This window comes from Acinetobacter sp. VT 511 (assembly GCF_001077515.1).
Lineage (GTDB): Bacteria > Pseudomonadota > Gammaproteobacteria > Pseudomonadales > Moraxellaceae > Acinetobacter > Acinetobacter schindleri.
The window spans coordinates 20,154-46,224 of record NZ_LFRE01000041.1 but is presented as its reverse complement, the minus strand read 5'-3'; the positions used below and the strand labels follow the sequence as shown (position 1 = coordinate 46,224).

General features: G+C 45.5%; 16 protein-coding genes. 7 read left to right on the top strand and 9 right to left on the bottom strand.

Annotated elements, in window-relative coordinates:
• Window positions 1-69: 69 nt before the first annotated feature.
• On the bottom strand, window positions 70-834 hold the full coding sequence (gene ompR / locus ACS72_RS03155) for a two-component system response regulator OmpR (protein WP_004890528.1): 765 nt from the start codon (window positions 832-834) through the stop codon (window positions 70-72).
• A gap of 326 nt (window positions 835-1,160) precedes the next feature.
• Between ompR and ACS72_RS03150 the strand changes: the two genes are divergently transcribed.
• Window positions 1,161-3,515, top strand: a complete 2,355-nt coding sequence (locus tag ACS72_RS03150; RefSeq protein ID WP_048881199.1) for a Tex family protein — start codon at window positions 1,161-1,163, stop codon at window positions 3,513-3,515.
• 62 nt (window positions 3,516-3,577) lie between these two features.
• Here ACS72_RS03150 and ACS72_RS03145 read toward each other — a convergent pair whose 3' ends face one another.
• The 7 genes from ACS72_RS03145 to ACS72_RS03115 all read right to left on the bottom strand — a co-directional run bounded on the left by ACS72_RS03145 (window position 3,578) and on the right by ACS72_RS03115 (window position 10,309).
• The gene (locus ACS72_RS03145) at window positions 3,578-3,895 is read right to left on the bottom strand and encodes a hypothetical protein (RefSeq protein ID WP_004890522.1); all 318 of its coding nucleotides are present in this window, start codon (window positions 3,893-3,895) and stop codon (window positions 3,578-3,580) included.
• A 60-nt stretch (window positions 3,896-3,955) separates the two neighbouring features.
• The gene (locus tag ACS72_RS03140; RefSeq protein WP_048881198.1) at window positions 3,956-5,032 is read right to left on the bottom strand and encodes a patatin-like phospholipase family protein; all 1,077 of its coding nucleotides are present in this window, start codon (window positions 5,030-5,032) and stop codon (window positions 3,956-3,958) included.
• A gap of 156 nt (window positions 5,033-5,188) precedes the next feature.
• The gene (locus ACS72_RS03135) at window positions 5,189-6,808 is read right to left on the bottom strand and encodes an AarF/ABC1/UbiB kinase family protein (protein WP_048881197.1); all 1,620 of its coding nucleotides are present in this window, start codon (window positions 6,806-6,808) and stop codon (window positions 5,189-5,191) included.
• Window positions 6,809-6,820: 12 nt separating this feature from the next.
• Window positions 6,821-7,498, bottom strand: coding sequence for an SCP2 domain-containing protein (locus tag ACS72_RS03130; RefSeq protein WP_048881196.1), 678 nt, complete (start codon window positions 7,496-7,498; stop codon window positions 6,821-6,823).
• A gap of 11 nt (window positions 7,499-7,509) precedes the next feature.
• Window positions 7,510-8,454 carry a bifunctional demethylmenaquinone methyltransferase/2-methoxy-6-polyprenyl-1,4-benzoquinol methylase UbiE gene (ubiE, locus tag ACS72_RS03125; protein WP_004890506.1) on the bottom strand — a complete coding sequence of 315 codons (945 nt, stop codon included), beginning with the start codon at window positions 8,452-8,454 and terminating at the stop codon, window positions 7,510-7,512.
• A 483-nt stretch (window positions 8,455-8,937) separates the two neighbouring features.
• Window positions 8,938-9,261, bottom strand: coding sequence for a hypothetical protein (locus ACS72_RS03120; protein WP_004813497.1), 324 nt, complete (start codon window positions 9,259-9,261; stop codon window positions 8,938-8,940).
• Window positions 9,262-9,604: 343 nt separating this feature from the next.
• Window positions 9,605-10,309, bottom strand: a complete 705-nt coding sequence (locus ACS72_RS03115; protein WP_048881195.1) for a hypothetical protein — start codon at window positions 10,307-10,309, stop codon at window positions 9,605-9,607.
• Between the two features lie 207 nt (window positions 10,310-10,516).
• On the opposite strand from ACS72_RS03115, the gene ACS72_RS03110 reads away from it, so the two are divergent.
• A complete protein-coding gene (locus tag ACS72_RS03110) occupies window positions 10,517-11,935 on the top strand; it encodes a phosphate--AMP phosphotransferase (RefSeq protein WP_048881194.1) in 1,419 nt (472 codons plus the stop codon).
• Window positions 11,936-11,977: 42 nt separating this feature from the next.
• On the opposite strand, the gene ACS72_RS03105 is transcribed toward ACS72_RS03110, so the two are convergent.
• Window positions 11,978-12,481 carry a hypothetical protein gene (locus ACS72_RS03105; protein WP_004890494.1) on the bottom strand — a complete coding sequence of 168 codons (504 nt, stop codon included), beginning with the start codon at window positions 12,479-12,481 and terminating at the stop codon, window positions 11,978-11,980.
• A gap of 176 nt (window positions 12,482-12,657) precedes the next feature.
• Here ACS72_RS03105 and ACS72_RS03100 point away from each other — a divergent pair, with 176 nt between their 5' ends.
• The 5 genes from ACS72_RS03100 to pnp all read left to right on the top strand — a co-directional run bounded on the left by ACS72_RS03100 (window position 12,658) and on the right by pnp (window position 25,860).
• Entirely contained in the window at window positions 12,658-16,365 is a 3,708-nt protein-coding gene (locus ACS72_RS03100) for an exodeoxyribonuclease V subunit gamma (RefSeq protein ID WP_048881193.1), read from the top strand.
• The gene (locus ACS72_RS03095; protein ID WP_048881192.1) at window positions 16,366-20,484 is read left to right on the top strand and encodes a UvrD-helicase domain-containing protein; all 4,119 of its coding nucleotides are present in this window, start codon (window positions 16,366-16,368) and stop codon (window positions 20,482-20,484) included.
• 71 nt (window positions 20,485-20,555) lie between these two features.
• Complete coding sequence (gene recD, locus ACS72_RS03090; protein WP_048881191.1) at window positions 20,556-22,319, top strand: exodeoxyribonuclease V subunit alpha; 1,764 nt, start codon at window positions 20,556-20,558, stop codon at window positions 22,317-22,319.
• Between the two features lie 922 nt (window positions 22,320-23,241).
• The gene (rpsO, locus tag ACS72_RS03085; protein ID WP_004637724.1) at window positions 23,242-23,511 is read left to right on the top strand and encodes a 30S ribosomal protein S15; all 270 of its coding nucleotides are present in this window, start codon (window positions 23,242-23,244) and stop codon (window positions 23,509-23,511) included.
• Window positions 23,512-23,772: 261 nt separating this feature from the next.
• On the top strand, window positions 23,773-25,860 hold the full coding sequence (gene pnp, locus ACS72_RS03080) for a polyribonucleotide nucleotidyltransferase (RefSeq protein WP_171056640.1): 2,088 nt from the start codon (window positions 23,773-23,775) through the stop codon (window positions 25,858-25,860).
• Window positions 25,861-26,071 lie beyond the last annotated feature (211 nt).

Genomic DNA, 26,071 nt, shown 5'->3' with positions numbered 1-26,071 from the left:
GCTCAGACAGCAGCGAATGGCATTTAGAGACAATAGACGAAGGTAATCCTTATCCCTTTATAGTTTTTCTTATTCAGCACCATCTGGAACAAAGACATAACCCACACCCCATACGGTCTGGATATAACGCGCACGAGCCGGATTTTCCTCTACCAGACGACGCAGACGAGACACTTGCACATCAATCGAACGTTCCATTGCCCCCCATTCACGACCACGTGCCAAATTCATCAGCTTGTCACGTGTTAACGGTTCACGTGGATGCTGTACTAAGGCTTTTAATACAGCAAATTCACCTGTTGTGAGGGTTACCACCTGACCTTCGCGAGTCAATGTGCGGGTAGAAAGATCAAGTGACCATGGACCGAAGCTGACCACTTCCATTTGCTGGCTTGGCGCACCTGGTACTTCACGCACCTGGCGACGTAATATGGCACGGATACGTGCTAATAATTCATTTGGATTGAATGGTTTAGGTAAATAGTCATCCGCACCAGCTTCAAGTCCTGCGATACGATCCGAGTCGCTACCACGTGCTGTCAGCATGATGATTGGTGTATCGATATTGGACTGGCGTAAACGACGACAGATACTCAGACCATCCTCAACAGGGAGCATAAAGTCGAGCACGATCAGAGAAAACAGTTCTCGCTGTAGCAGTCGGTCCATTTGAGTAGCATCATGCGCAGTCTTGACCACAAAACCCTTATCTTCTAAAAAGCGTTGCAGCAAGGTACGTAAACGGACATCGTCATCGACAACCAGAATGCGTTCTACCCGATCGGTTTCGGTATGTACTGCATCGGTTTTTTCAGCGGGTACAACTAAACTCATAAGGTGCTCCTTTATTCTTTATTGTCGTCTTAAACAAAAACTAATAGATGTCTTGAGTATACGATTCATTTATAGCGATTGACTATGCTCTAAAGCAACAAAAATTGCAGTTAAAATCAAGGGATGGATACCAAATATATACAGGTAAATGATAAAAGTTTCGCAAATATGAGGCAGTCATCGCCTGGATCTAAACGTCATTCTTCAAATATTGAACAACACTGTCATAATTCATAAAGATAAATTAATAAAAACAATTGTGGATTTTATAGGCCTGGTCTTTATAATCATGCCATTTAGTACTTATCCTTGTGGGATCAAACACGATGACTGACTTAGTTCAGCAGTTGGCAAAAGAACTTGCCGTACGTCCAACTCAAGTAGAAGCTGCCATCAAACTTATTGATGAAGGTGCCAGTGTTCCATTTATTGCACGTTACCGTAAAGAAGTAACGCAGGGCTTAGACGATACGCAACTACGCCAGCTCGATACGCGTTTATCATACTTGCGTGATTTGTATGAGCGCCGTGAAAAGGTGATTGAATCACTCAAAGAACAAGATAAATTATCTGATGATTTATTGGCGCGGGTAAATGCGGCAGAAACCAAAAATGCATTAGAAGAAATTTACGCGCCGTACCGTCCAAAACGTACCAGTAAATCATTCAAAGCCAAAGAAGCTGGTCTTGGTCCGATTGCAGAAAAAATCTTTGCTGAAGCGGTTGATCCTGCCGAAGCACTTGCGGGCTTTAGCCATGAAGATTATCCAGATCAAGAAAGCCAGTTGGATGCGATCCAGCACATCCTGATTGATGACTGGGCACAGAACATTGCGCTGACCACTGAGCTGAAAGCCACATTTGCAAAAACTGCCATTTTAAAAAGTTTGGTTGCTTCCGATGAGAAAAAAGAAGTTGGCAAGAAATTCCGTGATTACTTCGATTTCTCTGAAAACCTGAACAAAGTTCCTTCGCATCGTCTGTTGGCAATGCTGCGTGGCCGTCAGGAAAATGTCCTGGGCCTGAAAGTGGATGGCGAAGACGATGCTCCATTGGCACGTATTGAAACAGAATATAATCTGGATGCCATTCAGCCCCAGTCTCGTCAGGATTTCCTGAAACAGACTGTGAAACTGTTCTGGCTGGGTAAAGTCCGTCCGACGATTGAGCATTCTTTATTGACTGAAAAACGTCTGGCTGCTGAATCTGAAGCAATGAACGTATTTGCGGAAAACTTACGTCACTTACTGCTTTCTGCACCTGCTGGCGCGCGTACGACGCTGGGCGTTGACCCAGGTATCCGTACTGGTGTGAAACTGGCAGTCGTGAATGAATCAGGCGATGTTCTGGCACATAGCACCATTTATCCATTTGCTCCAAAAGATGATAAAGAAGGTTCACTGACCGAGCTGGCGCGTTTATGCCGTGAGTTTAATGTTGACCTGATTGCGATTGGGAATGGTACGGCAAGCCGTGAAACTGAAGCGCTAGTAGCTGAAATGATGGCAGCAAACAGTGACCTGAAACTGACCCGCGTTTCTGTGTCTGAAGCAGGTGCTTCTGTTTATTCTGCTTCTGAATTGGCTTCTCAAGAACTTCCAGAGCTGGATGTGTCGATTCGTGGCGCGGTTTCGATTGCACGCCGTTTACAGGATCCATTGGCTGAACTGGTGAAAATCGATCCAAAATCGATTGGTGTAGGTCAGTACCAGCATGATGTGAATCAGGCTGGTCTGGCGAAAACGCTTGAAGCAGTGGTTGAAGACTGTGTGAACTCGGTCGGTGTGGATGTCAATACTGCATCTTCTGCAATTTTGGGTTATATCGCCGGTCTGAATAAATCGATTGCACAGCAGATCGTAGATTTCCGTAAGGAAAATGGCCGTTTTGATAACCGTCAGTCGTTGAAAAAAGTGCCACGTTTAGGCGAACGTACTTTTGAACAGGCTGCGGGCTTCTTGCGTATTCTAGATGGCTCTGAGCCACTGGATGCTTCTGCAGTACACCCTGAATCATATACGCTTGTGTCTAAAATTGTTGAAGCGAAAGCAACAACGGTAAAAGACATTATTGGCAATACTGAAATCATTCGTCAGGTAAATCCTGAAGAGTTTGCTGATGAGCAATTCGGTCTGCCAACGATTCAAGACGTATTGGCAGAGCTGGAAAAACCGGGTCGTGACCCGCGTCCAGAATTCCGTACCGCCAAGTTCCGTGATGATATCACTGAAGTTGCACAACTGACTGAAGGCATGCAACTGGAAGGTGTAGTGACCAACGTGACTAACTTCGGCGCATTTGTCGATGTCGGTGTCCATCAAGATGGCTTAGTGCATATTTCTGAACTTGCCAATGAATTTGTCGCTGATCCACATAAAGTGGTGAAACCTGGTCAAATCGTGCAAGTTCGTGTTTTGAATGTGGATGCTGAACGTAACCGCGTGAATTTGTCGATGCGTCCTGAAGCTTCTGCAGCTCCGGCAAAAGCCCCACGTCAACCACGCCGTGAAAACAATGAAGCACGTGGTGAACGTAAGCCTCAAGGCAAACGTCCACAGCAAGCACGTCCGCAAGGTGAGCGTCCTCAGGGCAAGAAACCGCAAGTGGCTAAACCACAAGAGCAAAAAATTGGTGGTTTGGGTGCGTTATTATTACAAGCTGGGATTAAAGGTTCTAAATAATTTTCAGATATCTTTAATTTAAAAAAACCTCCCAATCGGGAGGTTTTTTTATTTGAACACTCTTATGAGTTAATCATCGGAACAATCCAGCTGGTAATGATCAGCAAAATACCCAGATGCCCCAGTTTTCGTGTCACATAAACCAGTTTCGACGGTGGCTGTTCCAGTCGTTTTGCATATTCTTCCATGCTAATTCCAGACTTACCTTTACTGGTATATAAAAACACCCCCAAGTCGATACAGATCAGAATCGTACCAATATCGGCCACCAGTTCCATCAGCTCAAATTGCTGGGTATATAGCGACATGCCAACGCTATAGATCAGATAAAGACCAAAGGCAATACAGGCATATTGCAGGACCACTAAAAACTTCTGCATAAATCTCAACAGCTCAAAAAATTAAGGCAATTATACAAATAATCGGGCAGCTGCGGCCAATTACAAGGCTTGCATCAGGTCGGCAAAATTCTGTTTCTCGACCAGTTCCAGAAATTCATCGCCCAGACGCTGACTTTCAGCAATACATTGCTTCCAGAGCTGAATCCGCTGAGTTTGATCCAAGCCTTTCAAGGTAAAATCTTTACGGTCTGGCAAACGGCCTAAAGGTAAACTTTGCAGATATTCCTGTGATGGAGATATGAGTAAAGTGCGTGCCTGATTTTCCGGATTTGAGGTGCGTTTAAATAACTTGTCAAACCAGCCCGGCGTAATGCTGTCAGTAAAATGCGGATACAGTACAATGCCTTTGCTCTGGAAGGGTAGGTCAATGTGATAGTCAATTAAACCACCATCGCGGTAATAACCTTGCGGTGCATCCGGGATGTTATTCACCGCTGCCATCACCCCCGGAATAGAGGCAGATGCCATTAACCAGGACAGGACACTTTGTTCAGTCAGGGCATGATAATGCGTGGTAAATCCATCTTCAGCGATTTTAAACTGTTCACCCATATTCGGTTGGCTGATGACCCGTTGCATAAAATGACGGCTGTGCTTGCGTGCAACTGCAGTTGCCCCGACAATTCCGGCTACAGAAGCCAGTAAAGGTAAGGCCTTGTCACTCTGGAAAATGTGTTGGGCTTTAATCGAAATCACAGCGAGATGATAATCTGGATGATTAACTAGCTCATTCTCTTTGCCTTGGACCAAGTCGAATAACATGCCGCGGCAGACTTCGCTCACTTCCAAACGTGACATTTTCTTATGGAAGTAAAGGTTGGTATACAGTTCAGCTAGGCGTTCGGTTCCTTGTTTAGCACCATGAGCAGCAATACTGGCAAAACGCCAGCTGCCAATGGAGGAACCCACCAGGGTTCTACGCTGAGGGGCACGTGGGAAAAAATCACCAAAAATTGCCTGATCCAACCCCTGAATACCAATACCTTTCGGACCCCCTGCAGCACCGGGAACAATATCCACCTGTTCGGGTTGTAAACCTTCTTTCAGAATCAGCTCACGTGCCAGATGCCCGGCACGGATTTTCAGGGCAGGGGCATGTTTTTGTAAAATCTGCATAGAGGTTTAACCCATATTCGACCAGTGAGGGCTTATTTTAAGCGTTGTGCCTTTGGACCCAATGGCAAGATGTGCCCTAAGGTGACTTTAGAGTCATATGACATTCAGAAAATAAAAAAGCCTGAACAAATCAGGCTTTTTACATATTTAAATTACTTATTTTGCAATTCGCCAGATCGCTAGGATGCTGGCCAAAATAATCAGAATCACAGAAACAAACCAAGGTGAAATAATGGCAATAGACAGTAAAATCGCCATTAAACTGCCAAACATCCAGCTACGTTTTTGTTGATGTTCCATTTGCAAACGCATGCTTTGTAATTCATTCAATTGTTTGGCATGCCAGGCCGACTGATTTTTCAAACCATTCAGACTATCGATCATCAAGGTTGGTAAATCCTGCGCCCCTAAAAGCAGATCCGGGATTTTCTGTCCCAGTTCTTTCAGATTTTTCTGCGGATTCATCTGTGCCTTGATCCAGTCGGTCAGGATCGGTTTGGCCAGGCTCCAGATATCCAGTTCCGGATATAGGTCAGTGCCTAGGCCTTCCACATGGACTAATGTTTTCAATAACAACATCAGTTGCGGTGGAATTTCCAGATGAAAGCGACGGGCAATGTCCATGACCTGAATCAGAATGCCGGCGAAGTCCAGCTCATGCATTGGTTTTGAAACCATTGGACCCACAGTACGGCGCATTTCGCGTGCCAGGGCATCCTGATCGGTACCCGGTGGAATCCAGCCAGCCTGATGTACAATCTGGATCAGCTGCATGAAGTCGCTGTTCATGACCGCCAGCAGCATGCGCGCCACAGTCATCTGATCATGTTTGGATAGCTCGCCCATAATCGCACAGTCCAGTGCGATAAAGCGCGGATTGACCGGATTAATGGTTTCTACAAAGACATTGCCTGGATGCATGTCGGCATGGAAGAAGTTATCCCGGAATACTTGGGTAAAGAAGATGGTGAGACCTTTACGTGCCAGGTCAGCACGATCCATACCCAGTTCATCAAAGGTAGCAATATCCGAGATCGGTACACCGGTAATCCGTTCTGCGACCAGTACATCCTTGCTGTCCATATAGACTTCAGGCACATACATCATGCTGGAGCCGGTGAAATAATGACGCATCCGGCGGGTATTATCCGCTTCCAGCGTCAGGTCCAGTTCGTTCAGAATAATCTGGCGATAATCCTGAATAATTTCCGATAAATGTAGGGCACGCGCTGCTTCCAGACGTTTTTCCAGAAAGTCACCCAGCCAGCCCAGGATCTCGAAATCCTGCAAAATCTGATTACGGATATTCGGGCGGGTCACTTTCACTACCACTTCCCGGCCATCATGCAGAGCAGCAGTATGCACCTGTGCAATTGATGCAGCAGCAAGTGGCTGAGCATCAAAACGGGCGAACAGGGTGTTTACATCGGCTTTCAGCGATTCCTGAATACGCATTTTAGCCACGTCATTGTCGAATGGCTTGACGCGATCCTGTAGCAAGACCAGTTGTTGCAGTACTTCAGGTGGAATCAGGTCACGACGCGTAGATAGCAATTGTCCCAGTTTGATCGCCAGTGGACCCATTTCCTCTAAAGCCTCTTTCAGCTTGAGAGGATTTTTACGCTCTCGGCTGGACCATGCAGCCGGATGCATACGAATCAGGGACAGGATATGACGGCTTTTTTCTGGGAGCTCTTCCGCAGGAAACAACGTATCGAGTCGATAATGCGCGGCAATGCGCCAGAGTTCGAGTAAACGTGAAACATGCGGAATCATAAAGTGGTGTACCTAGTTTTGAGTTGAATCTTGTTGATTTTCAATCTGTATCTGAAGCTGACGAATCTTGGCTTCTACGCGATCAATATTTTGATTGAGTATACGCGTATCTTGCTGTAAATCATCCATTTGCCAACGCGCAGCAAATAGACCGCTGTCTTCTTTAAGCGTATCTTCCATAAAGAACAGACCGCTTTGCAGACTGCGTTTGAGATATTTGGGTGCCAGTTGCAATTTGCCAATTTCATGCGCAAGGGTTGGTCCGATCCATGGGCTTAAATGAGCCGCCACATCAGGTTCAGCCTGTTGCATAATGCGCTGGATTTCCTGCAATAACTTATAGTCACCTTGCAGCGGAATATTGCCTATTTCATCTGAAAGCAGCAGTTTCAGCAGGTCAATGACATTATCGACTTGTAAAGTCGCAGTGGCTTCAGAACTCTGTGAGCTGTTGGCTTCATAAGGCCGCTGTTCAAAGATCGAAGCAGCTTCAGTATGCCCAGTGGCTGTTGGCTCCAGGCGAACCTTGCCATCATCAAAGAATACATCTACAGAAAGCTGTGGTGAGGCAATTACTACACGTAGCATTTTGCCAGCCAATGCATTTAACTGGATGCGGGTAATCGCATCCAGATCAATGAAATGGTGAATCACACGTTCAACGGCACCAAGTGCCAGAATTGACCACATGAATGGGAACCTTAAAGTTTAAAACCACGGTGAACGGCAACGATACCACCCGTCAGGTTATGGTAGTCACAGTTCTGGAAGCCGGCATTTTCCATCATGCCTTTTAGGGTGCGCTGATCTGGGTGCATACGAATCGATTCTGCCAGATATTTATAGCTTTCAGAATCATTGGCAATGATTTTACCCATGATTGGCAATGCTGTGAATGAATACAGATCATACAGTTTCGAGAATGGCTCAAAGACCGGTTTAGAAAATTCTAAAACAAGCAGACGGCCACCTGGCTTAAGTACACGGTACATCGAAGCAAGTGCAGCATCTTTATCAGTGACGTTACGTAGACCAAATGAAATGGTTAACAGGTCAAAACTGTTATCTGCAAATGGCTCTAAAGTTTCGGCATTAGCCAGTACGAAATCAACATTGGTACAGCCCGCATCAATCAAGCGATCACGACCCACATTTAGCATGGATTCGTTGATGTCAGATAATACTACATGACCGGTTGGACCAACTTCACGGCTGAATACTTTGGCCAAGTCACCCGTACCACCGGCGATATCCAGCACATGCTGACCACGGCGCACGCCTGACATGTTAATGGCAAAACGTTTCCATAGACGGTGAATACCAAAAGACATCAGATCATTCATGATGTCGTATTTGCTGGCGACAGAATGGAATACTTCCGCGACTTTTTGTGCTTTTTCTTCACTGCTGACAGTTTGATAGCCGAAGTGAGTGGTTGGACCGACATTACCGGTATTCGCCCCACGTGGCAGATTATATTTCGGTATGCTACCTGTGACAGGTGTATCAGTCAGACGTTGTTCTAGAGACTGTTGCTGACCTTGTGGCGCACCTTGTGGTAAAGGTGCAGTTAAGAATGGGCTCACTTTGTCTGTTTGTTGTGCCGACTCAGCTGTAGGGGTAGGCGTAGTATTTTCATTGGACATTGGAGTCACTCCTAACAGATCAATGGGGTTAATCTTGCATGCGTGCATGGACTGCATAATGACAGATTCTAAGATGTTATACAGCAATCATCATGCAATTGTTATGAATAATATACAGAAAAATGCGTCTTTAGCTGAAATCTCAGCCGAAAAATCGATCTTAATTGATGATAAAAAGTCATGATATACGTTCTGAATTTTTATATCTTCCTGCTGATGCGGTGCACCATAGCTTAATTAAATGGCGAGTCAAAACCTACTCAATTCTTTGTAGGTTTTTGCTTACATTGATTCAGGTTTTTAGCGACTATTTTATAGTGGTAGAAATTTCATATGATAAGTTCATCAGGAACAGGATGTTCCCTCTAAGAATAAAAATAGATAAATACAAGGAAAGTAAGGTACGACAGGAGTTATACCAAGCGAACCAATACGAAAAACCCCGGCAGGATGCCGGGGTTTTTCATTTTGTATCCAGAATTTTTAAGATTCGTCCAGTTTATGGATGAACTGGTTTTTACCATAGCGAATGGACAGTTGATCCAGCTCATAATAAAGACCATCTCCTAGTGCATAATCCCCACGTTCAACAGAGATAATCCGTTGTTTATCTGTAGTAATCACAATATGGAAATAGCCTATCTTTAACTTGCATTTCAGATCATGAACAAGCATCGCCTGACCGTAAATATCCAAAGACTTATGGCTTTCAATCTGTATATCTTGAGCATCAATTTTATAACTGTTTATTGAAGGTCTCAGGTTTATTTGTACAGTGCCGCGAATAGATAACTGTTTGTACCCCATTACATTTTTCCTAAAATTCATTGACATGGGTACATCTATAAAGAATCAAGATATACGGAGGCTTAGATAACACGTAAGCCGATCAAGTACGTTGACCATAAACAGATTAATTTCTGTAAATTTTGCATAATTTTTATAACTTTATTAGAGACTATAACGGATTGATTGATACGATTAGGGCTTTGGAACCATTATTTTGTCTATTTATTGAGACCTGATTTTTTTGTATCGATGAAATTACTACGATTTAAAAATAGCTGGTTAATTGGGTTAAGAGAATAAGGCAAGCAGATGCCAGCCTTATCCTAAGGTGATATTTTCAGATTTTTTAAGCTGTCGGGAATTAACGGAAAGGCTGAGGATCACCAGCATGCACGCGATCAATGATATTACGCTCAGTTGCCGTAAATTCACGTACAAACTTTTCTGCGGACTTAAGTGGTTTCATCGCCAGGAATCCATCCTGCATAAACTCATACATGACTTCAAAACGGTATTTTTCTGCGGCACCTTTACACATTTTAAATGCTGCCTGCACAATGAACGACCGCATATATTTATCCAGATGAGTACCGAGCTGATCCAGCATGGCTAGCTGTCTAAGGCGATCCTGGCCTTGATCCAGCTTTAAATAGGTTAGACGCATAATTTCATCAGTCAGTGATTCGGCTGGATGATAATCTTCCAATAACTGTTGTGCCACCTGCTCATCAAGCTGTACCGCAAGAATGGCCAGCTCTACTCCGTGAGTGCCGGTCTTGATCGCATTATCCGGGATCAGCTTTTCCGCCTTATGCGCATAGCGCGTCAAGCGGGCAATCTGTTCTGCCAGCGCATCGAAGTCCGGTCCACCATAAAGACGGTTCAGGAAATATTCTGACATCAGCACATTTTGCTTTTCTGCAAACTGCTTGGCATGAGTGCGTTGCATACGTTCTTTTTGCCAGAGCTGGACATCTTGCAGACGTTGTTGCAGTTCCGGTTGCTTATGATAGTTCAGTTGATAATAACGTTCCAGAAGATCGTCTAAAACCGCAAGTTTGGACATGGGAAGTTCAAATATGGTTATGGATGCGGGAATCTTAGAACGAGTTAGGATGGTGCGCTATGACAAATTGACCGGTTGCACAGGATTTGAAGTCAATTTGTTGAAAAGTTCGACAAAAAAGATCGTTTAAAAATCGTAGCGATCGCTATTCACCAAGCAAAAAGCCTGTCTATACTGTATTCACGAACAAGAAAAACAGAACAGGTTATGTCTACAGAACAGCAACAATTTCAATTGATTGAAGAAAATGAATTATCGTTACAGCTTATCGATGCGCAATATGCCCTGAAAGATACACGCGGACAGAAGAATGCTAAAAGTGTAGTCGTACTGGTCAATGGAATTGAGCTGGCCGGCAAAGGGGAAGCGGTTAAGCAATTACGGGAATGGGTTGACCCGCGTTATTTGCGGGTAAAAGCAGACCAGCCACGGCCCCTGAATGAAAGACAGACTTTCTGGCAGCCTTATGCACGATTTATCCCCGCTGAAGGACAGATCATGGTGTTGTTTGGTAACTGGTACACAGATTTGCTAAGTACCGCCATGCATGTAGCGAATCCTATAGATGAAAGCATGTTTGATCATTATGTTGAACAGATGCGTGCCTTTGAGCAGGATCTGAAAAATAACCATGTTGATGTGATCAAGATCTGGTTTGATCTGCCCTGGAAGTCTTTGCAAAAACGTTTAGATGATATTGATCCAAGTGAGATGCATTGGCATCGTTTACACGGTCTGGATTGGCGCAGTCGTAAGCAATATGACGCGATCCAGCGTTTGCGTCAGCGTTTTACCGAGGACTGGATCATCATTGATGGTGAAGATGCAACCCGGCGTGACCAGCAGTTTGCCCAGACTATTCTTGCGGCCTTGAAACACTGTCCGGATCATCCTGCTAAAGGAAGTAAGACATGGTCCCCGGCGTCTATTCCTGAAGCATTGCTGCAGCCTTCGCGGGAGCCGGTGGATCAGAATACCTATAAGGACGAACTCAAGAAACTGACCCGCAAGGTGGCCAGTGCAATGCGTATGGATCAACGTAATGTGGTAATCGTATTCGAGGGGATGGATGCAGCCGGTAAGGGGGGAGCAATCAAGCGGCTGGTGAAAAAGCTTGATCCACGCGAATATGAAATTCATACCATTGGTGCACCGGAAAAATATGAATTGCGCCGTCCTTATTTGTGGCGTTTCTGGACCAGGTTACAGCCGGAAGACAAGATTACGATTTTTGACCGGTCCTGGTATGGACGGGTACTGGTAGAACGGATTGAAGAACTGATTAGTCCTGCGCAATGGCAGGCATCTTATTCAGAAATTAACCGGTTTGAAAATGACCTGATTGAGGCGCAAACCGTGATTATCAAGTTCTGGCTAGCGATTTCCAAGGACGAACAGGCTGAACGTTTTAAGGCGCGTGAACAGACGCCGCATAAGCGTTTCAAGATCACTGATGAAGACTGGCGTAACCGTGAACGCTGGGAGGATTATTTGCAGGCAGCGGCAGATATGTTTGAGCATACCAGCACCGATCAGGCGCCATGGCATGTGATTGCTACCGATGATAAAGATAGCGCGCGTTTACAAATCTTGAAGACTATACTGAAACAGCTTGGCGTAAGTTAATACGACCAAGCTGCGTTTAAATAAGATGATTCTAAATCAAAATTATACTGTTTTAGCTTGCTGTTTTTGCTGGATATTTTTGGCTAGTTTATAAGAGTCTTCCACATGTGCCTCGGCAACTTTTTTCATTACGAAGTAGCCTAAACTTGCCGCAATTAACTGACCACCGAGCGGGATAAATTTGGTCACTTGCTTGGTGATATATTTTGCGGCAACATTATTGATGGATTTTTTTACTGCCGTACGTGCCACCACAAAACCAGAAAATTGTACGCCGCGTTTACGTAATTCATCCCATTGAACCTGTTTGGTTTTTGGATCAAATACGCTGACCTGCTCTGGCGCCAAGCCGAATCGGGCATTGATTTCAGGAATTAGCTGTGACAGGATGCCGACGTCAATCAAGACATCAAGAAACGGTACCGGAATCACGGCTGCACCTGCAGACATATAGGCACGCTTCTTAATCAGCTCCAGGCATTCTTCACGGATCTGTTCTAGATTTAAACTTGGATCAATTTGATCGGGAAATTTGTCTAATTTCATGGGCGATTACCTAAAGCTTCCTGTTGTTGTTTTTCTAAAAAAGTATCCATAAGATGCTTTTTAAAAAGAAATTTTTCTACTTAAGTGTAGATTAAAAGTGACATAGACAGAACAGGGTGTATAGTAAATAATCTTTATTGTTTTGTAGTGCTGCTTTCTTTTAATTTGGGGAATTCATGGCTATTCATGTTATTCAAAGTCAGAAAATTGATGTGCTTTTGGATAGCATGCTGCTGGTTACGAGTCAGCAGAAAAGAACTGCTTTTCAGGTGCTTGAGCCGCAGCATTTCATTGTGCCTTCGCCTGCCGTTGAAGCCTGGCTCACCCAGAAAATTGCCGAGAAAAAGGGCATCAGTGCCAATACACAATTTCACCACCGAATTCGTGCTTTTCAATGGACTTCTTATCAATGGGTACTGAACAGTCAGAAAGAGCTGGAGCAGGTCCGTGAAGCCAATATTCCACGTATCATCATTAAATGGCGAGCCTTTCAGGCGCTGCGCAAGACCATTCTGGCGGATGAAATTCCACTCAAATCCCAGCATCCGCTGTATTCGATTGTAAAGCGAATTTATGACAGCGCTGACCGTCTGGAACAGCCGAATGAGCGCCTGCTTAAAAAGCAAAGCATGCTGTACTGGGTCTGTGAACAGGTATCGCGCCTGTTTAGCCACTATATGGACTATCGCGGCTATTGCGCACGCAATTGTCCGCCGCAACAATGTAGTTGCCCGACCAACTGGCTGAACAACTGGGGACAGAATCTGCCTTTAGAAATAGAGCAGATGCTATATATCCCCAAAGATGAAAATGGCCAGGAAATTCCGGTAGCAGATTTCGTCAAAATTCAGGCGCGGGAACTGGAAGCCTGGCAGCGCTGGCTGTGGCAAAACGTATTTCAGGATGACTATGCCAAAATCCTGGAAATTGAAAAGCTGTACTGGGAACGCATTGAAAATCCGGAAACCCGAGCGCAGGCCTTAAAGCAGCTGCCATCCCAGGTGGTGGTCTTTAGCATGCTGGAATTGCCACCGTCCCAGCTGGATTTCTTGCGCCGTTTGGGTCAGTACATCGAGATTTATATTTTCCATTTTAACCCGTCACAGGAATACTGGGCGGATAGTGTCGATCCGAGCTGGAAGGCGCGCTATGACCTGGGTGTACAGGAACGCTTTATCCGCAAATACGAACAGTCGCGTGGAGGCAAGCCGAGTGATGAGGAAATTGCTGCATTCTGGAAAAAGTTCCAGCTGAACTTTAATGCTGAAGACCGTGAATCACGTCATCCTTTACTGACCCGTTTTGGTAAGCAGGCACGGGATCACTTCTCGTTATTATCCAAACTGTCTTCGGGTGAGGAAGGACATTGGGCGGATGCCTTTGTCGATGACTATCAGGACCATCTGCTGGCAAAAATCCAGTCGGATATTCTGTATCTGGTAGAACCGGAGCGGCATACTTATCCCTTGAAGCCGGACGATAGCTCGGTACAGATCCATGTCTGTCATTCTTCATTACGCCAACTGGAAGTACTGCGCGAACAGATCATTCATTGGCTGGCTCAGGGCACGGAAGAAGTACCGCGTCAGCCCAGTGACATCCTGGTATTGAGTCCAAACCTGAAAGAACTGGAACCGGCAATTCGTAGTGTCTTTGCTCCACCACCACGTGAACGAGAAGGTAGCCAGTCCCGTCTGCGCAAAAACAATATTTATCTGCCGATCCAGATATCCGGGGTATCCCGTCTGGATGTCAGCAATGCCTGGCGTGCCGTGCTGGGCCGCATACAGTTGATGCATCGCCGTTTTAGCATTGAAGATTTTGCCGACTGGCTGAGTTTAAGTGCGACCCAACAGTACTATGCATTGGACTATGCACAAGTGGAACGCATTATCCAGCTACTCAGTGATGCCGGTTTTAAGCGCGGTTTAGATCAGCAGCATTTACAGCAACAGTTATATGAAGGTGATGAAGATTACCGCTTTAGCTTCCGCTTTGCTCTGGATCGCTTGGTACTGGGCATGGCGGTGCCAGAACATCAGCTGTTTGAAGATACTCTCAGTTATGCCAAAGTGCTCAGCAGTGATTTTCCGCTGATTGTTATCCTGATCCAGATTTATGAGGATTTCGATGAACGTCGCGGCTGGCTGAATGCGCATGAGCAGGGACAGCGTACACCGGTAAAAACCTGGCTGGAATATCTAAATCGGGACGTGAATGAATTCCGCAGCAATGGAGTTGAGTCATTAAAAACCGTAGCAGAAATCATTGAAAAGCAGATGCGTATGCTGACGCTGGCCGATTATCATGATCAGGATGATCCAAATGCGATTCAGGAACTGGTGGCATTGAGCTTACCATTGCCTTATGTCTTGGAAGAAATCCAGAATAGTCTGGACATGCAGCTGGATCAGGCCGAACCGACCGGACAAATTACCTTTAGCCAGATTGGCCAGATTCGCCCGCTGCCTTATAAGCTGGTGGTGATGCTGAATCTGGATACGGGCAAATTCCCGAGCCGAAATCAGCAGCTACCGTTTGACTTGATGAGCATTCTTAAGCCACAGCTCGGTGACCGCTCCCGTCTGGATGATGATCAGGGTGCATTTCTGGATGCCTTGCTGTTAGCACAGGAAAATCTGTGGCTGTTCTACAACGGCTTTGATGTGAATGATGGCGAAGTGCGTGATCCATCCACGTCACTGCAGGAATTGATCCAGCATATTGCCCTGATCTGCCAGTCCGAGCATCCAGATGCAGATGTCGATGTGATGACCGAGATGAATGGCTTGCCAGTCGCAGCGCATATCCAGCAGCTCTATCATGTGCATCCTTTACAGCCTTTTGATCCAGTTGGTTTTAGTACACTACGTACCCCACGTTTTCAGGATCAGTGGCATGATGTGGCTTTTTTTCTTTGTAAGGCTGAAGGGCAGCGTCGCAGCTGGATTAATATCCATTGTCCGCCAGTACAGCAGGAGCAGATTCGGATTCTGCATGGCGATGAATGGATTCGGGACATGATCTTCCCGGCACGTCTGTTCCTGAAAAGTGTTGGCATTTCCAGCGTGAAATATAAAGACTTGCCCGCGGCACAGGAACCATTATTGCTGGATAAATTGCAGCAATATCAGGTACGGGATTTCCTGCAGCAGCAGGAACAGGAAATAGATACCCGGTTGATGCTGGATCGTCTGCCAGTCGGAAAAACCAAGGGAGCAACCTGGCTGAGTACCCAGCAGGAACAGGAATTGCTGCAGCAGCGCCTACAGCAACTGGACAAACAGATTACTTGTACCACGCAGCAAAACTATCGTTATTCATCTGATCTGATGTTGCAGATTACTGTGCCGCAGCAACCGAATGCGTTGTACTGGCTGAGCATGCAGTCCGCTTCAGCCTCGGAGCGCCGTCGCGCGCATGTCTGGCTGGAATATCTGCTCTGGCTGGCCTATTTAAATGATGACAGTTATACCGCAGAGCTGGAACGAATTGTGCTGTTCAGTAACAAGACCGTAAAATTCTGCAAGGTGACATCTTCTCAGGCTAAAGAATATTTGACTCACTGGTTTAAGGCTTGGGAAGCAGGTCAGCAGCAACCGGTAGTGTTGCCGGCTGAGCTCATTCTGAAAAAAGACTGGCAATGGGAAACCAATGAGCAGGGTCAAATGATTATTGGTGATCTGGATAAGCTGTTGGCAGCCTGGAACAATACCTATGAAAGTACCCGCCCACTGAGTTCGGATGAGTCCTGTGTATTGCATCAGGACTGGCAGTTCATTTTGCAGGATCAGGATCCAGAGCAGGCGTTGCAGCATAGCCTGCTGAAATTTGCCTATGACTTGTATGCTCCAATTCAACAACATTTAGAGTGGGTAAAATAAATGACCATCGCCCCTCAACAGCAACATAAAACTTCAACCAATCCAATTCAGGACATGACCTTTACTGGTCTGCACTGGATCGAGGCTTCGGCGGGAACCGGCAAAACCTATACTCTGTCCAGCCTGATGGTACGGATTTTTCTGGATAAATACTATCCACATCAGGTCATTGCGACGACGTTTACCCGTAAAGCAACAGCTGAACTGAAAAGCCGGGTACGCGCACGTGTGGAAGAAACTTTGCGTTATATCCAGCGCTATCAGCATCTTAATTCGGTAGAAATGGCCCAGCAGATCGGGCAGGAATCTGATCCGCTGTTTCAGAAAGTGTTAAAAGACTATGGCAACCGCATGGACTATGCTCGCCGTCGTTTGGGTCTGGTGCTGAATCAGCTGGATGAACTGTTTGTCGGCACGCTGGACAGTTTTAGTCAAAAGTTACTGCGTGAATTTGCTTTTGAAAGTGGTCGGATTGAACGTGCTGAACTGACTGAAGATCAGGACCTGTATATTCAGCAGCTGATTCATGATGTGCTACGGGAATGGATCCAGCAGCAGCCGCAGTATGTCATTAACCAGATGTATTTACAGAACCAGCTCAAAGCTCCTGAACACTATGTGGGGCTGGTACGTGATGCACTCAATTTTAGCGCCAATCATTTCCAATCAGTCCGCCAGGTAGAATGGGATTTGGGTGAACTGGATGCCTGTATTGAGCAGCTGGTCAATATCAGTCCGGCAGAACTGCTCAAGATACAGACTTACTGCGCCGAAACCCCGAAATATTTTTATAAAAACTTTCATGCAAAACTGTTGGAAATCTGCAGCAATTTTTCTGATTGGGCGGTACAGCTGAGTGAACAGAAGGGTATGTGCTTCTTTGATCCTGAGCTGTGCAAGCTAGTGCTGAAGTTATGTTATCTGTTGCGTAATAAAACTGATTTTCAGCCAGGCAAGCAGCGTTTTACCAAAAGCTGTAGCGAAGAAGAGCAGCAGTATTTCCTCAGCCATCCGCTGATCTGTGCCATCGAAGCCCTGTGCAATGTGAAACAGGCACTGGATGAGAAATTCAAACAGCTCACGGCTTATCTGGAATATCACGTGATTCGCAGTGTGCAGCATCGTCTGCCACAAACTTTACAGAAGCAGGGAGAGACTACCTTCTCGCAACAGATCCGTACCCTGACTGAAGCCTTACAAGGTGAGCAGGGGCGCCGTTTTGCCCAGTTTGTGCAGTCACGTTATCCCTTAATTCTGGTAGATGAATTTCAGGACACCAACCAGGATCAGGACGATCTGCTGGCACGAATCTGGCGGGATGCTGCGCGGGTACAGCTCGGCTGTATGATCATGGTTGGTGATCCAAAACAGGCGATTTACGGTTTCCGTGGCGGCGACATGCTGACCTATAACAAGACACATGCTGATGTCCGTTTAAAGCAGGGCTATGAATATACCCTGACCCAGAACCACCGCTCGGTCAAAGCTTTGGTGGAAGTGGTTGATGCCCTGTTTCAGCGGCAGATGGATTTTGGTGAAAGCGTTAATTATAGTTTGATTCAAGCCGGTAGTCGTCCCCATCCGGACCTGATTGATTCCGCACAAGCTAATCCTTATCCATTACGCTGGATGCAGCTGGGTGAGCAGGAGCATGAAGCCGATCAGGTGGCCTGGAAAATCCGCGAATTACTGAACCAAGCTGCACAGCAACAACTATATTTCCAGCAGCAGGACAGTTCTGCTCCTCTAACTGAGGATGATATTGCTGTACTGTCCTTTGGACATTATGCGCTGGAACAGGTCAAGCAGCGTCTGCAACGCATGGGGATTGCCTGTTATAAGGAATCAAAACAGAGTGTCTTTGCCAGCAACGTGGCACAGGATGTCGCCGCGGTGCTGACCGCGATCATGGACCCGTTTAATGAGGCCAAGGTTCGTCGTGCTTTAGTGACCCGTCTGCTCGGCTTTGACCTGAAAAAGCTGCTGGAGCTGCAACAGCAGCCAGTTGGCCTAAGTACTTTTATTGCCGATTTTGAGGTGATCCGGGAAATGTGGTTCGACAAGGGCTTCCTGAGTGCTTGGAACTATACCCTGAACCTATTTGACGTCTGGACTAATCTGGTATCGAGCAAGAGCATTGATAATGAGCGGGTTGTGGTTAATCTGCGTCATCTGACCGAAATCCTGTCGCAGCAAAGCGAATATTATCAGGGTGCACAGAAGCTATATCACTGGTATCTGCGCCAGTTACAGTCTCCTTCTGGCAAAGACAGTGAAAAAGAGCGCAAGCTCTCCGGTGACCGTGGCGTACAGTTGCTGACAATTCATGCCTCCAAAGGTCTTGAATTCAAAATCGTATTCCTGATGGGCGCTGATGCGCCGTTTGACGTCAACAAAGGTAACCTTAACTTCTCGCTGGCCGGTCATGAGCAGGACGATATTCTGAATCAGTCACGAGTGATTGCGGTAAATCGTGAGGATCTGCATGAGCAGGCACAGCTGCAGAATGCCGCACGGAATGCCGCAGAGAATCACCGTCTCTGGTATGTGGCGCTAACGCGTGCCAGCCATCGGGTTTACGCCATGCTACAGGATCAGAGTGGTCAATCAGATTCGTGTCTGGCCTACTGGCGTGGGCAGGGCGAGCAGGTCTTCCAGCACCCGCTCAGCTGTATGGAAAATACCTTAACAGCAGCACCACCGCGTATTGTGGTAGAACAGATGCAAACAGCACTGGAATTAGTTGCTCATCCTTTACCGGAACAGCAGTTCTATCCACGGACCAAAACCAGCTTCACCGCTTTATCGAGACATCAGCTGCATGTAACCGTACTGCAAGATGATCTGGTCAGTCTATATGAACACCCAGAAAGTGCTGCCGATGAAATCCATCTGCAGACAGAAGCAGAAGTGCTGCAACAGCCATTGGACTGGATCAAGCTGAATTTTCCTAAAGGTACTGTGGCCGGAACTTTCTTGCACAGTATTTTCGAGCATCTGGATTTTCAGGATAGCAGTTACTGGAATCTGGAAATCCGCCGTCGTTTCAAGAATACCGCGCCACATATCTGGATGGAATTGAAAGACCGGTTCCAGCAGGATTTTCAGATTCTAGAGCTACTGCAGCAGGCCTTCCAGCAGTATTATCTGCAGGCCACGATTAACCTGAATACTCTGTTTAAACGGGTAGCCAGTAATGCCAGCTTAAAAGCAGGAGCGCTAGCTGAGGCTATTTTGCATGTTATGGCCAGCGTCAACTACAAACTGTTGACCGATATCCGCTTGCATGACCAAAGTGTTGCCTATCGCCATACATGGCACAGCTTTTTCCAGCAGCCATCTTTAGATGTCACTCATTTTCTACAGTTTATGACGCAGTTTGAGCGTTATTTTCTGGAACTGGATGATGATGCCTTTATTCAGCAGTTTGAGCAGGAAATGGGGCAGCTGCCTAAAGCAAGCACGCATGAAAATCTTGATGTGACTGGACTAATGCAGCAGTCAGCGGATCTATTCTTTGAAGAATTATCCGAAGATATTCTGCTGAATCTAATGCATGATTGGGTCGGGGAAATCCTGAACACACCGATTCAGAGCGAGTTTCGTTTAAGCCAGCTGGATCAGCACAGCTTTTTGTCGGAATTCCCGTTTTATCTGGCTTTGAATGATGCCCCGTTACAGATTCGCCAGATTCAGCAGCTGTTTGCGGATTATGGCCTGATCATGCCGGACTTTAATGAGGCCAAATCGGCACGTTACCTGACCGGGGCAATTGACCTGGTATATTTTGATGGTCAGCGCTATCACATCGCTGATTATAAGAGTAACTATCTCGGTGCCAATCAGCAGGATTATCTGCCGGAAGCAATTCATGACAGCATGACGCATTCCAGTTACTGGTTGCAGGCTGCCCTGTATCTGGTCGCCATGCACCGCTATTTAAGCGCTAATTTGCAGGGTTATGACATCCGGCAGCATCTGGGTGGAGCGACCTATTTGTATCTGCGTGGCATGAATGGGCAGGCCGGACAGGGGCTATATCACTGGCAGCCTGAAGTTGAATTTATCCAAAAATTGGATCATATTCTGGGCTATTATGCGGTGAATAAGTCAGCATAAAATGGCGAAACTAAGAAATATATACAATAGAAACAGAAAATTATCCTGTGGATAAGTTTGAGGATAACTGTGTGGAAAATGAGCAAAATCACATATCACAGCTGGCTTCGCCATTGATGCCCTGGATCGAGCATATATGTCAGCCGCCATTCAGTTCAGCTAACTTTGGCGATGAGGCCAAGCTGCTCATGCATGCCGTACTGGAAGCCATGCAAAATGGTAACAGCTGTATTGACGCTGCAGAGGATCAAGTCGCCTTGCTGCACAATCTAGTGCGCCGTGGTGAGTCTGATCAGCATGCGATTGCACCCTTTATTTTTCAAGACCAGCAGTTGTACCTGTACCGTTACTGGAAAATGGAACAAGCAATCGCTGCGCATGTGGCTCGCATCAAATCCCAGCAGTTAAAAGCTGTTCAGTTGAATGGCTATCATCGTAGCCTGCTTGCTGATCCGCAACAGCAGAAAGCGCTGGAAATGGTGGCCAGTCAAGGTTTAAGTATTATTACGGGTGGCCCGGGAACCGGGAAAACCTATACGCTGGCACATATCATTGCGGTGCTGAATGAAAGTTTGCCGGACATCCGGATTGCCATGGCAGCACCAACCGGCAAAGCGGCACAGCGTATGAAGGAAGCGTTGCAGAATGCCTTGAGCAGTCCGGCACTGGCCCAGTTTGACTTGGAAACCTTAAAACAGTTACAACCTGTGACTTTGCATCGTCTCTTAGGTTTGGGAATAACTGCACAGCCAAGATTCCATGCCCGACAGCCACTGCCTTATGATGTGATTGTGGTCGATGAAGCCTCTATGCTTGATCTGAGCTTGGCACAGATGCTGCTGGCAGCGGTGCCAGATGGGGCGCGTTTGATTCTACTGGGCGATGCGAATCAGTTGGCTTCTGTTGATGTTGGCACAGTATTGGCTGATTTGCAGCAGGTTCCGGCCCTGGCCAATAACCGGATCAATCTAATGAAATCTCGACGGTTTAGTGAAGGTGCACGGATTGGTGCATTGGCACATTTTATTCAGAAAGCAAATCCTGATCATGATCTGTTAACCGAATTTGAACAGCAAGTGGTAACTGCATCCGAGCTGCAGACCATTGATCTGGAGCAGATTGAAATTGACCATCTACAGCTGCAATACCTGCCGGAAAATCTACTGCTCAATGATGCTCAACCTTATTATGACCAGCTGATGTATGGTTATCAGGGCTATGTACAGGCTCTCAAAATAGAGGTAGGCAGTCAAGATTTTAATAGGTTTGTAGAGCAGATTATTCGTCATTTTGATGATTACCGTATCCTGACTGCAATCCGTCATGGGGCTTTTGGTCTGACCCGACTCAATCAGCAGATTGAACAGCGCCTGCTCACTGCAACCGGGCAGATCAAGCAGGGCGACTGGTATATCGGTCGTCCGGTGATGATGACTTATAACGATTACCAGCTGGGACTATCAAATGGGGATATTGGGATCTGTTTCCTGCGGGAGCATCTTGGACAGCGCCAGTTTGAAGTCTATTTTCCGAGTCTGGAAAAATGGGTTTTGGCAACACGTTTGCCAAAAAGTATTGAAACTGCCTTTGCTCTAACCATTCATAAATCCCAAGGTTCAGAGTTTAGGCATACTGCAGTCGTACTGGACCATAAAGCCAGTAACCTGTTAAGTAAGGAACTGATTTACACAGCGATTACACGTGCAAAAAAAGCAGTCACACTATTGGTAGATCGTGAAGCATTTATACAATCATTAAGCCTGAAAACTACCCGTCGTAGTGGCTTAAGTAAAAAAATCATTGAACAGTGTCATAACTTTTCAGGTGATAGTTAAACTGATTAATGTAAGCATATGCTTACAGCGATTCAGGAGATTTGCGGATAGAGCTTCACTGCCCTTTTTGAGAAGATGGGCCCTACAAAGAACTCAACAAGGAAAGTTGAGTATAATCGCATAATTATTATAAGAAAGTCGTGAGACAGCGAACTTACATTGATGTAGGTGAAAAAGAGGAAACTTACAGCCGCTAAGCCTTGTAGTTTTGGGAGAGACTACAAGGCTTTTTTATATCTTGAGTTTATGGAAAGGTAGCATAATTTTATAAATTATTTAATTTATCTAAATCATCTGTGTAAGATGAACAAGATGGGTTAAAAATGAGATTTGTGTAATATTAATCACAATTTAGGTTAATTAATGTAAGAAAATACTTACATATAGATGCGAAAAATGCGTCTATGAGTAGCCCGGCTTTGTGGCAGAATCTACTACACAGGGATGTTGTAGTAAGAACATGGAAAGTTTTTATTAATAATAATAACTATAAAGCGCGATGCAGCGTAATAAAAACAATAAACAATAAAAAAATAATGAAGAAGAAGAAACTACAGCGCACAAGAAGCCCGAGTCCTCTCGGGCTTTTTTTTATAGTTAAATAAAATTACCTGTGTATCTAGCCAATGAGGCGAAAGATCAGCTGTTCTATATTTGTCTGAAATAATTAAGGCGTTTTTCATAATTTTTCGTTCAATCTCTAACCCAGTTCGACAAGGTTTATCTTGCAGATAAATGATCTGCTTCCAGTGAACTGAGTGGATTTCTTTAAATCTATCTATCGTCGCATGATCTATTTTTGCAATCTAACGTAATTTCCCTTAAAATATGCAACTTGCTGTAGTGATGCACGGCAGTCAATGTTCTGAATTCTCATTACTTTGATTTTTATCAAGATATATAAGCATCTCGGAGAAATCGAATGGCTTTAACAAACGCAGATCGCGCAGAGATCATCGCTAAATTCGCTCGCGCTGAAAACGACACTGGTTCACCAGAAGTTCAAGTAGCTCTTTTAACTGCTCAAATCAATGACTTACAAGGTCACTTCAAAGAGCATAAACACGACCACCATAGCCGTCGCGGTCTAATCCGTATGGTTAACCAACGTCGTAAGCTTCTTGACTACCTAAATGGTAAAGACCACGGTCGTTATGTTGCTTTGATCGGTGCTTTAGGTTTACGTCGTTAATTCGATTTAAGCTTTATTTTCGGGTTTATTGCATGCATTGTGCTTTACAGCTGAAAACTAAAGTCAGCTTGGCTTTTTAGTCAGGCCTAGGAAGGGGCGAATGTTTCGCTCCTTCTTTGTGTTTAAAATTAGTGTTTCTTTCTGGTGAGGTCGGCTTCTAAGCTTTGTCATTTACTCGTTCAAATGGACGTGAATGCCAAACCTTAGGGGTCTCCACTAGAATAATTGTTCACAAGAACTAGGAAAAAATAAAACATGTCGATGTTTAATATTGTTCGTAAAGAATTCCAGTTTGGTCAGCACCAAGTGGTTCTTGAAACTGGTCGTGTTGCACGCCAGGCCAATACTGTTGTGATTACTATGGGCGGCGTAACCGTACTGGTTGCTGTTGTGGCCCAACCGACTGCTAAAGCGGGTCAAGACTTCTTCCCGTTAACCGTAAACTACCAAGAAAAGCAATATGCTGCAGGCCGTATCCCGGGTGGTTATGGTAAACGTGAAGGCCGTGCGTCTGAAGCTGAAACTTTAATTTCACGTCTGATTGACCGTCCAATCCGTCCATTGTTCCCAGAAGGTTATTACAATGAGATCCAGGTGACTGCGACTGTAATCTCTTCTGACAAAACCATGGAAGCTGACATCGCTGCGATGTTAGGTACTTCTGCTGCACTTGCGATTGCGGGTACACCATTCCGTGGTCCAATCGGTGGCGCACGTGTTGGTTTGATCAACGGTGAATATGTTCTTAACCCGAACTATGAGCAAATGGCTCAGTCTGACCTTGACCTGGTGGTTGCAGGTACAGAATCTGCGGTATTGATGGTTGAATCTGAAGCGAAAGAACTTTCAGAAGACCAGATGCTGGGCGCTGTATTGTTCGGTCATGACGAAATGCAAATCGCGATTCAAGCAATTAAAGAATTTGCTGCTGCAGCTGGCGCGAAAGAATCAACTTGGGTTGCTCCAACTAAAAACGAAGATCTTCAGGCAAAACTGAAAGAAGCGTTTGAAGCGAAAATCTCTGAAGCATATACCATTGCAATTAAGCAAGACCGTTATGCGGCACTTGATGCAATTCAAGCTGAAGCAGTTGCTCAATTCGTTCCTGAAAATGACGAAACTGGTATTGCAGATGATTTGAACGAATTGTTTGAAGATCTGAAATACCGCACAGTACGTGACAACATCCTATCTGGTAAGCCACGTATCGACGGTCGTGACACAAAAACAGTGCGTGCACTTGACGTACAAGTTGGCGTGTTAGACCGTGCACATGGTTCAGCATTGTTTACACGTGGTGAAACTCAGGCGTTGGTAACAACAACTTTAGGTAACACACGTGATGCCTTGATGGTTGATACATTGTCAGGTACTAAAACTGACAACTTCATGCTTCACTACAACTTCCCTGCATACTCTGTAGGTGAAACTGGTCGTGAATCCGGTCCTAAACGTCGTGAAATTGGTCATGGTCGTTTAGCACGTCGTGGTGTGCAAGCTGTTCTTCCAGCAGCTGACCGCTTCCCGTATGTAATCCGCATCGTATCTGATATCACTGAATCGAACGGTTCATCTTCAATGGCTTCTGTATGTGGTGCTTCTTTGTCACTTATGGATGCAGGTGTACCAATTAAAGCACCAGTGGCTGGTATCGCGATGGGTCTTGTGAAAGAAGGCGAACGTTTCGCAGTTCTTTCTGACATCCTGGGTGACGAAGATCACCTTGGTGATATGGACTTTAAAGTAGCCGGTTCTGCAAACGGTATTACTGCACTTCAGATGGATATCAAAATCGAAGGTATCACTGAAGAAATCATGGAAGTTGCTTTGAACCAGGCGTATGCAGGTCGTATGCACATCCTGAATGCAATGAACCAGGTGATTTCACGTGCTCGTCCAGAAATTTCTATGCACGCACCGACTTTCCAGGTAATTACCATTAATCCTGACAAAATCCGTGATGTCATTGGTAAAGGTGGTGCGACTATTCGTCAAATCACTGAAGAAACCAAAGCTGCGATTGATATTGAAGACAATGGTACAGTACGCGTATTTGGTGAAACTAAAGCTGCTGCACAAGCTGCGATTGCAAAAATCCAGGCGCTGACTGCTGAAGTTGAACCAGGTACGATCTATACAGGTAAAGTGATTCGTATCGTTGAATTCGGTGCGTTCGTTAATATCCTGCCAGGTACTGACGGTCTGCTACATATTTCTCAAATTTCTAACGAACGTATTGCCAATGTTGCAGACGTATTGAAAGAAGGTCAGGAAGTGAAAGTACAGGTTGCTGATGTTGACAACCGTGGCCGTATCAAATTGACAATGAAAGACATTGAACAAGCTTAATTGTGAGATGACTTTTAAAGTCTGGAAAAAGCCTGCTTTATGCAGGCTTTTTTACATCTGAAGTTTATAAAATCAAAAAAATACCGGCTGATAAATGAGAGAAATCCGTTAAATCCGGTCAATATTTGAATTACATCGCTTGCGATGATGTTGCTGGAGGATTATGTCTTGATCATATTTTTAGATTTTATTTTGACCAGAGCGCTGGCAG

What these genes read in the sequence shown, in the direction of transcription:
- ACS72_RS03135 (WP_048881197.1), bottom strand. Translation starts at nt 6,808, where the DNA reads ATGATTCCGCATGTTTCACGTTTACTCGAACTCTGGCGCATTGCCGCG.
- ACS72_RS03120 (WP_004813497.1), bottom strand. Translation starts at nt 9,261, where the DNA reads ATGGGGTACAAACAGTTATCTATTCGCGGCACTGTACAAATAAACCTG.
- rpsO (WP_004637724.1), top strand. Translation starts at nt 23,242, where the DNA reads ATGGCTTTAACAAACGCAGATCGCGCAGAGATCATCGCTAAATTCGCT.
- ompR (WP_004890528.1), bottom strand. Translation starts at nt 834, where the DNA reads ATGAGTTTAGTTGTACCCGCTGAAAAAACCGATGCAGTACATACCGAA.
- ACS72_RS03095 (WP_048881192.1), top strand. Translation starts at nt 16,366, where the DNA reads ATGACCATCGCCCCTCAACAGCAACATAAAACTTCAACCAATCCAATT.
- ACS72_RS03150 (WP_048881199.1), top strand. Translation starts at nt 1,161, where the DNA reads ATGACTGACTTAGTTCAGCAGTTGGCAAAAGAACTTGCCGTACGTCCA.
- ACS72_RS03105 (WP_004890494.1), bottom strand. Translation starts at nt 12,481, where the DNA reads ATGAAATTAGACAAATTTCCCGATCAAATTGATCCAAGTTTAAATCTA.
- ubiE (WP_004890506.1), bottom strand. Translation starts at nt 8,454, where the DNA reads ATGTCCAATGAAAATACTACGCCTACCCCTACAGCTGAGTCGGCACAA.
- ACS72_RS03100 (WP_048881193.1), top strand. Translation starts at nt 12,658, where the DNA reads ATGGCTATTCATGTTATTCAAAGTCAGAAAATTGATGTGCTTTTGGAT.
- ACS72_RS03115 (WP_048881195.1), bottom strand. Translation starts at nt 10,309, where the DNA reads ATGTCCAAACTTGCGGTTTTAGACGATCTTCTGGAACGTTATTATCAA.
- ACS72_RS03130 (WP_048881196.1), bottom strand. Translation starts at nt 7,498, where the DNA reads ATGTGGTCAATTCTGGCACTTGGTGCCGTTGAACGTGTGATTCACCAT.
- ACS72_RS03145 (WP_004890522.1), bottom strand. Translation starts at nt 3,895, where the DNA reads ATGCAGAAGTTTTTAGTGGTCCTGCAATATGCCTGTATTGCCTTTGGT.
- pnp (WP_171056640.1), top strand. Translation starts at nt 23,773, where the DNA reads ATGTTTAATATTGTTCGTAAAGAATTCCAGTTTGGTCAGCACCAAGTG.
- ACS72_RS03140 (WP_048881198.1), bottom strand. Translation starts at nt 5,032, where the DNA reads ATGCAGATTTTACAAAAACATGCCCCTGCCCTGAAAATCCGTGCCGGG.
- ACS72_RS03110 (WP_048881194.1), top strand. Translation starts at nt 10,517, where the DNA reads ATGTCTACAGAACAGCAACAATTTCAATTGATTGAAGAAAATGAATTA.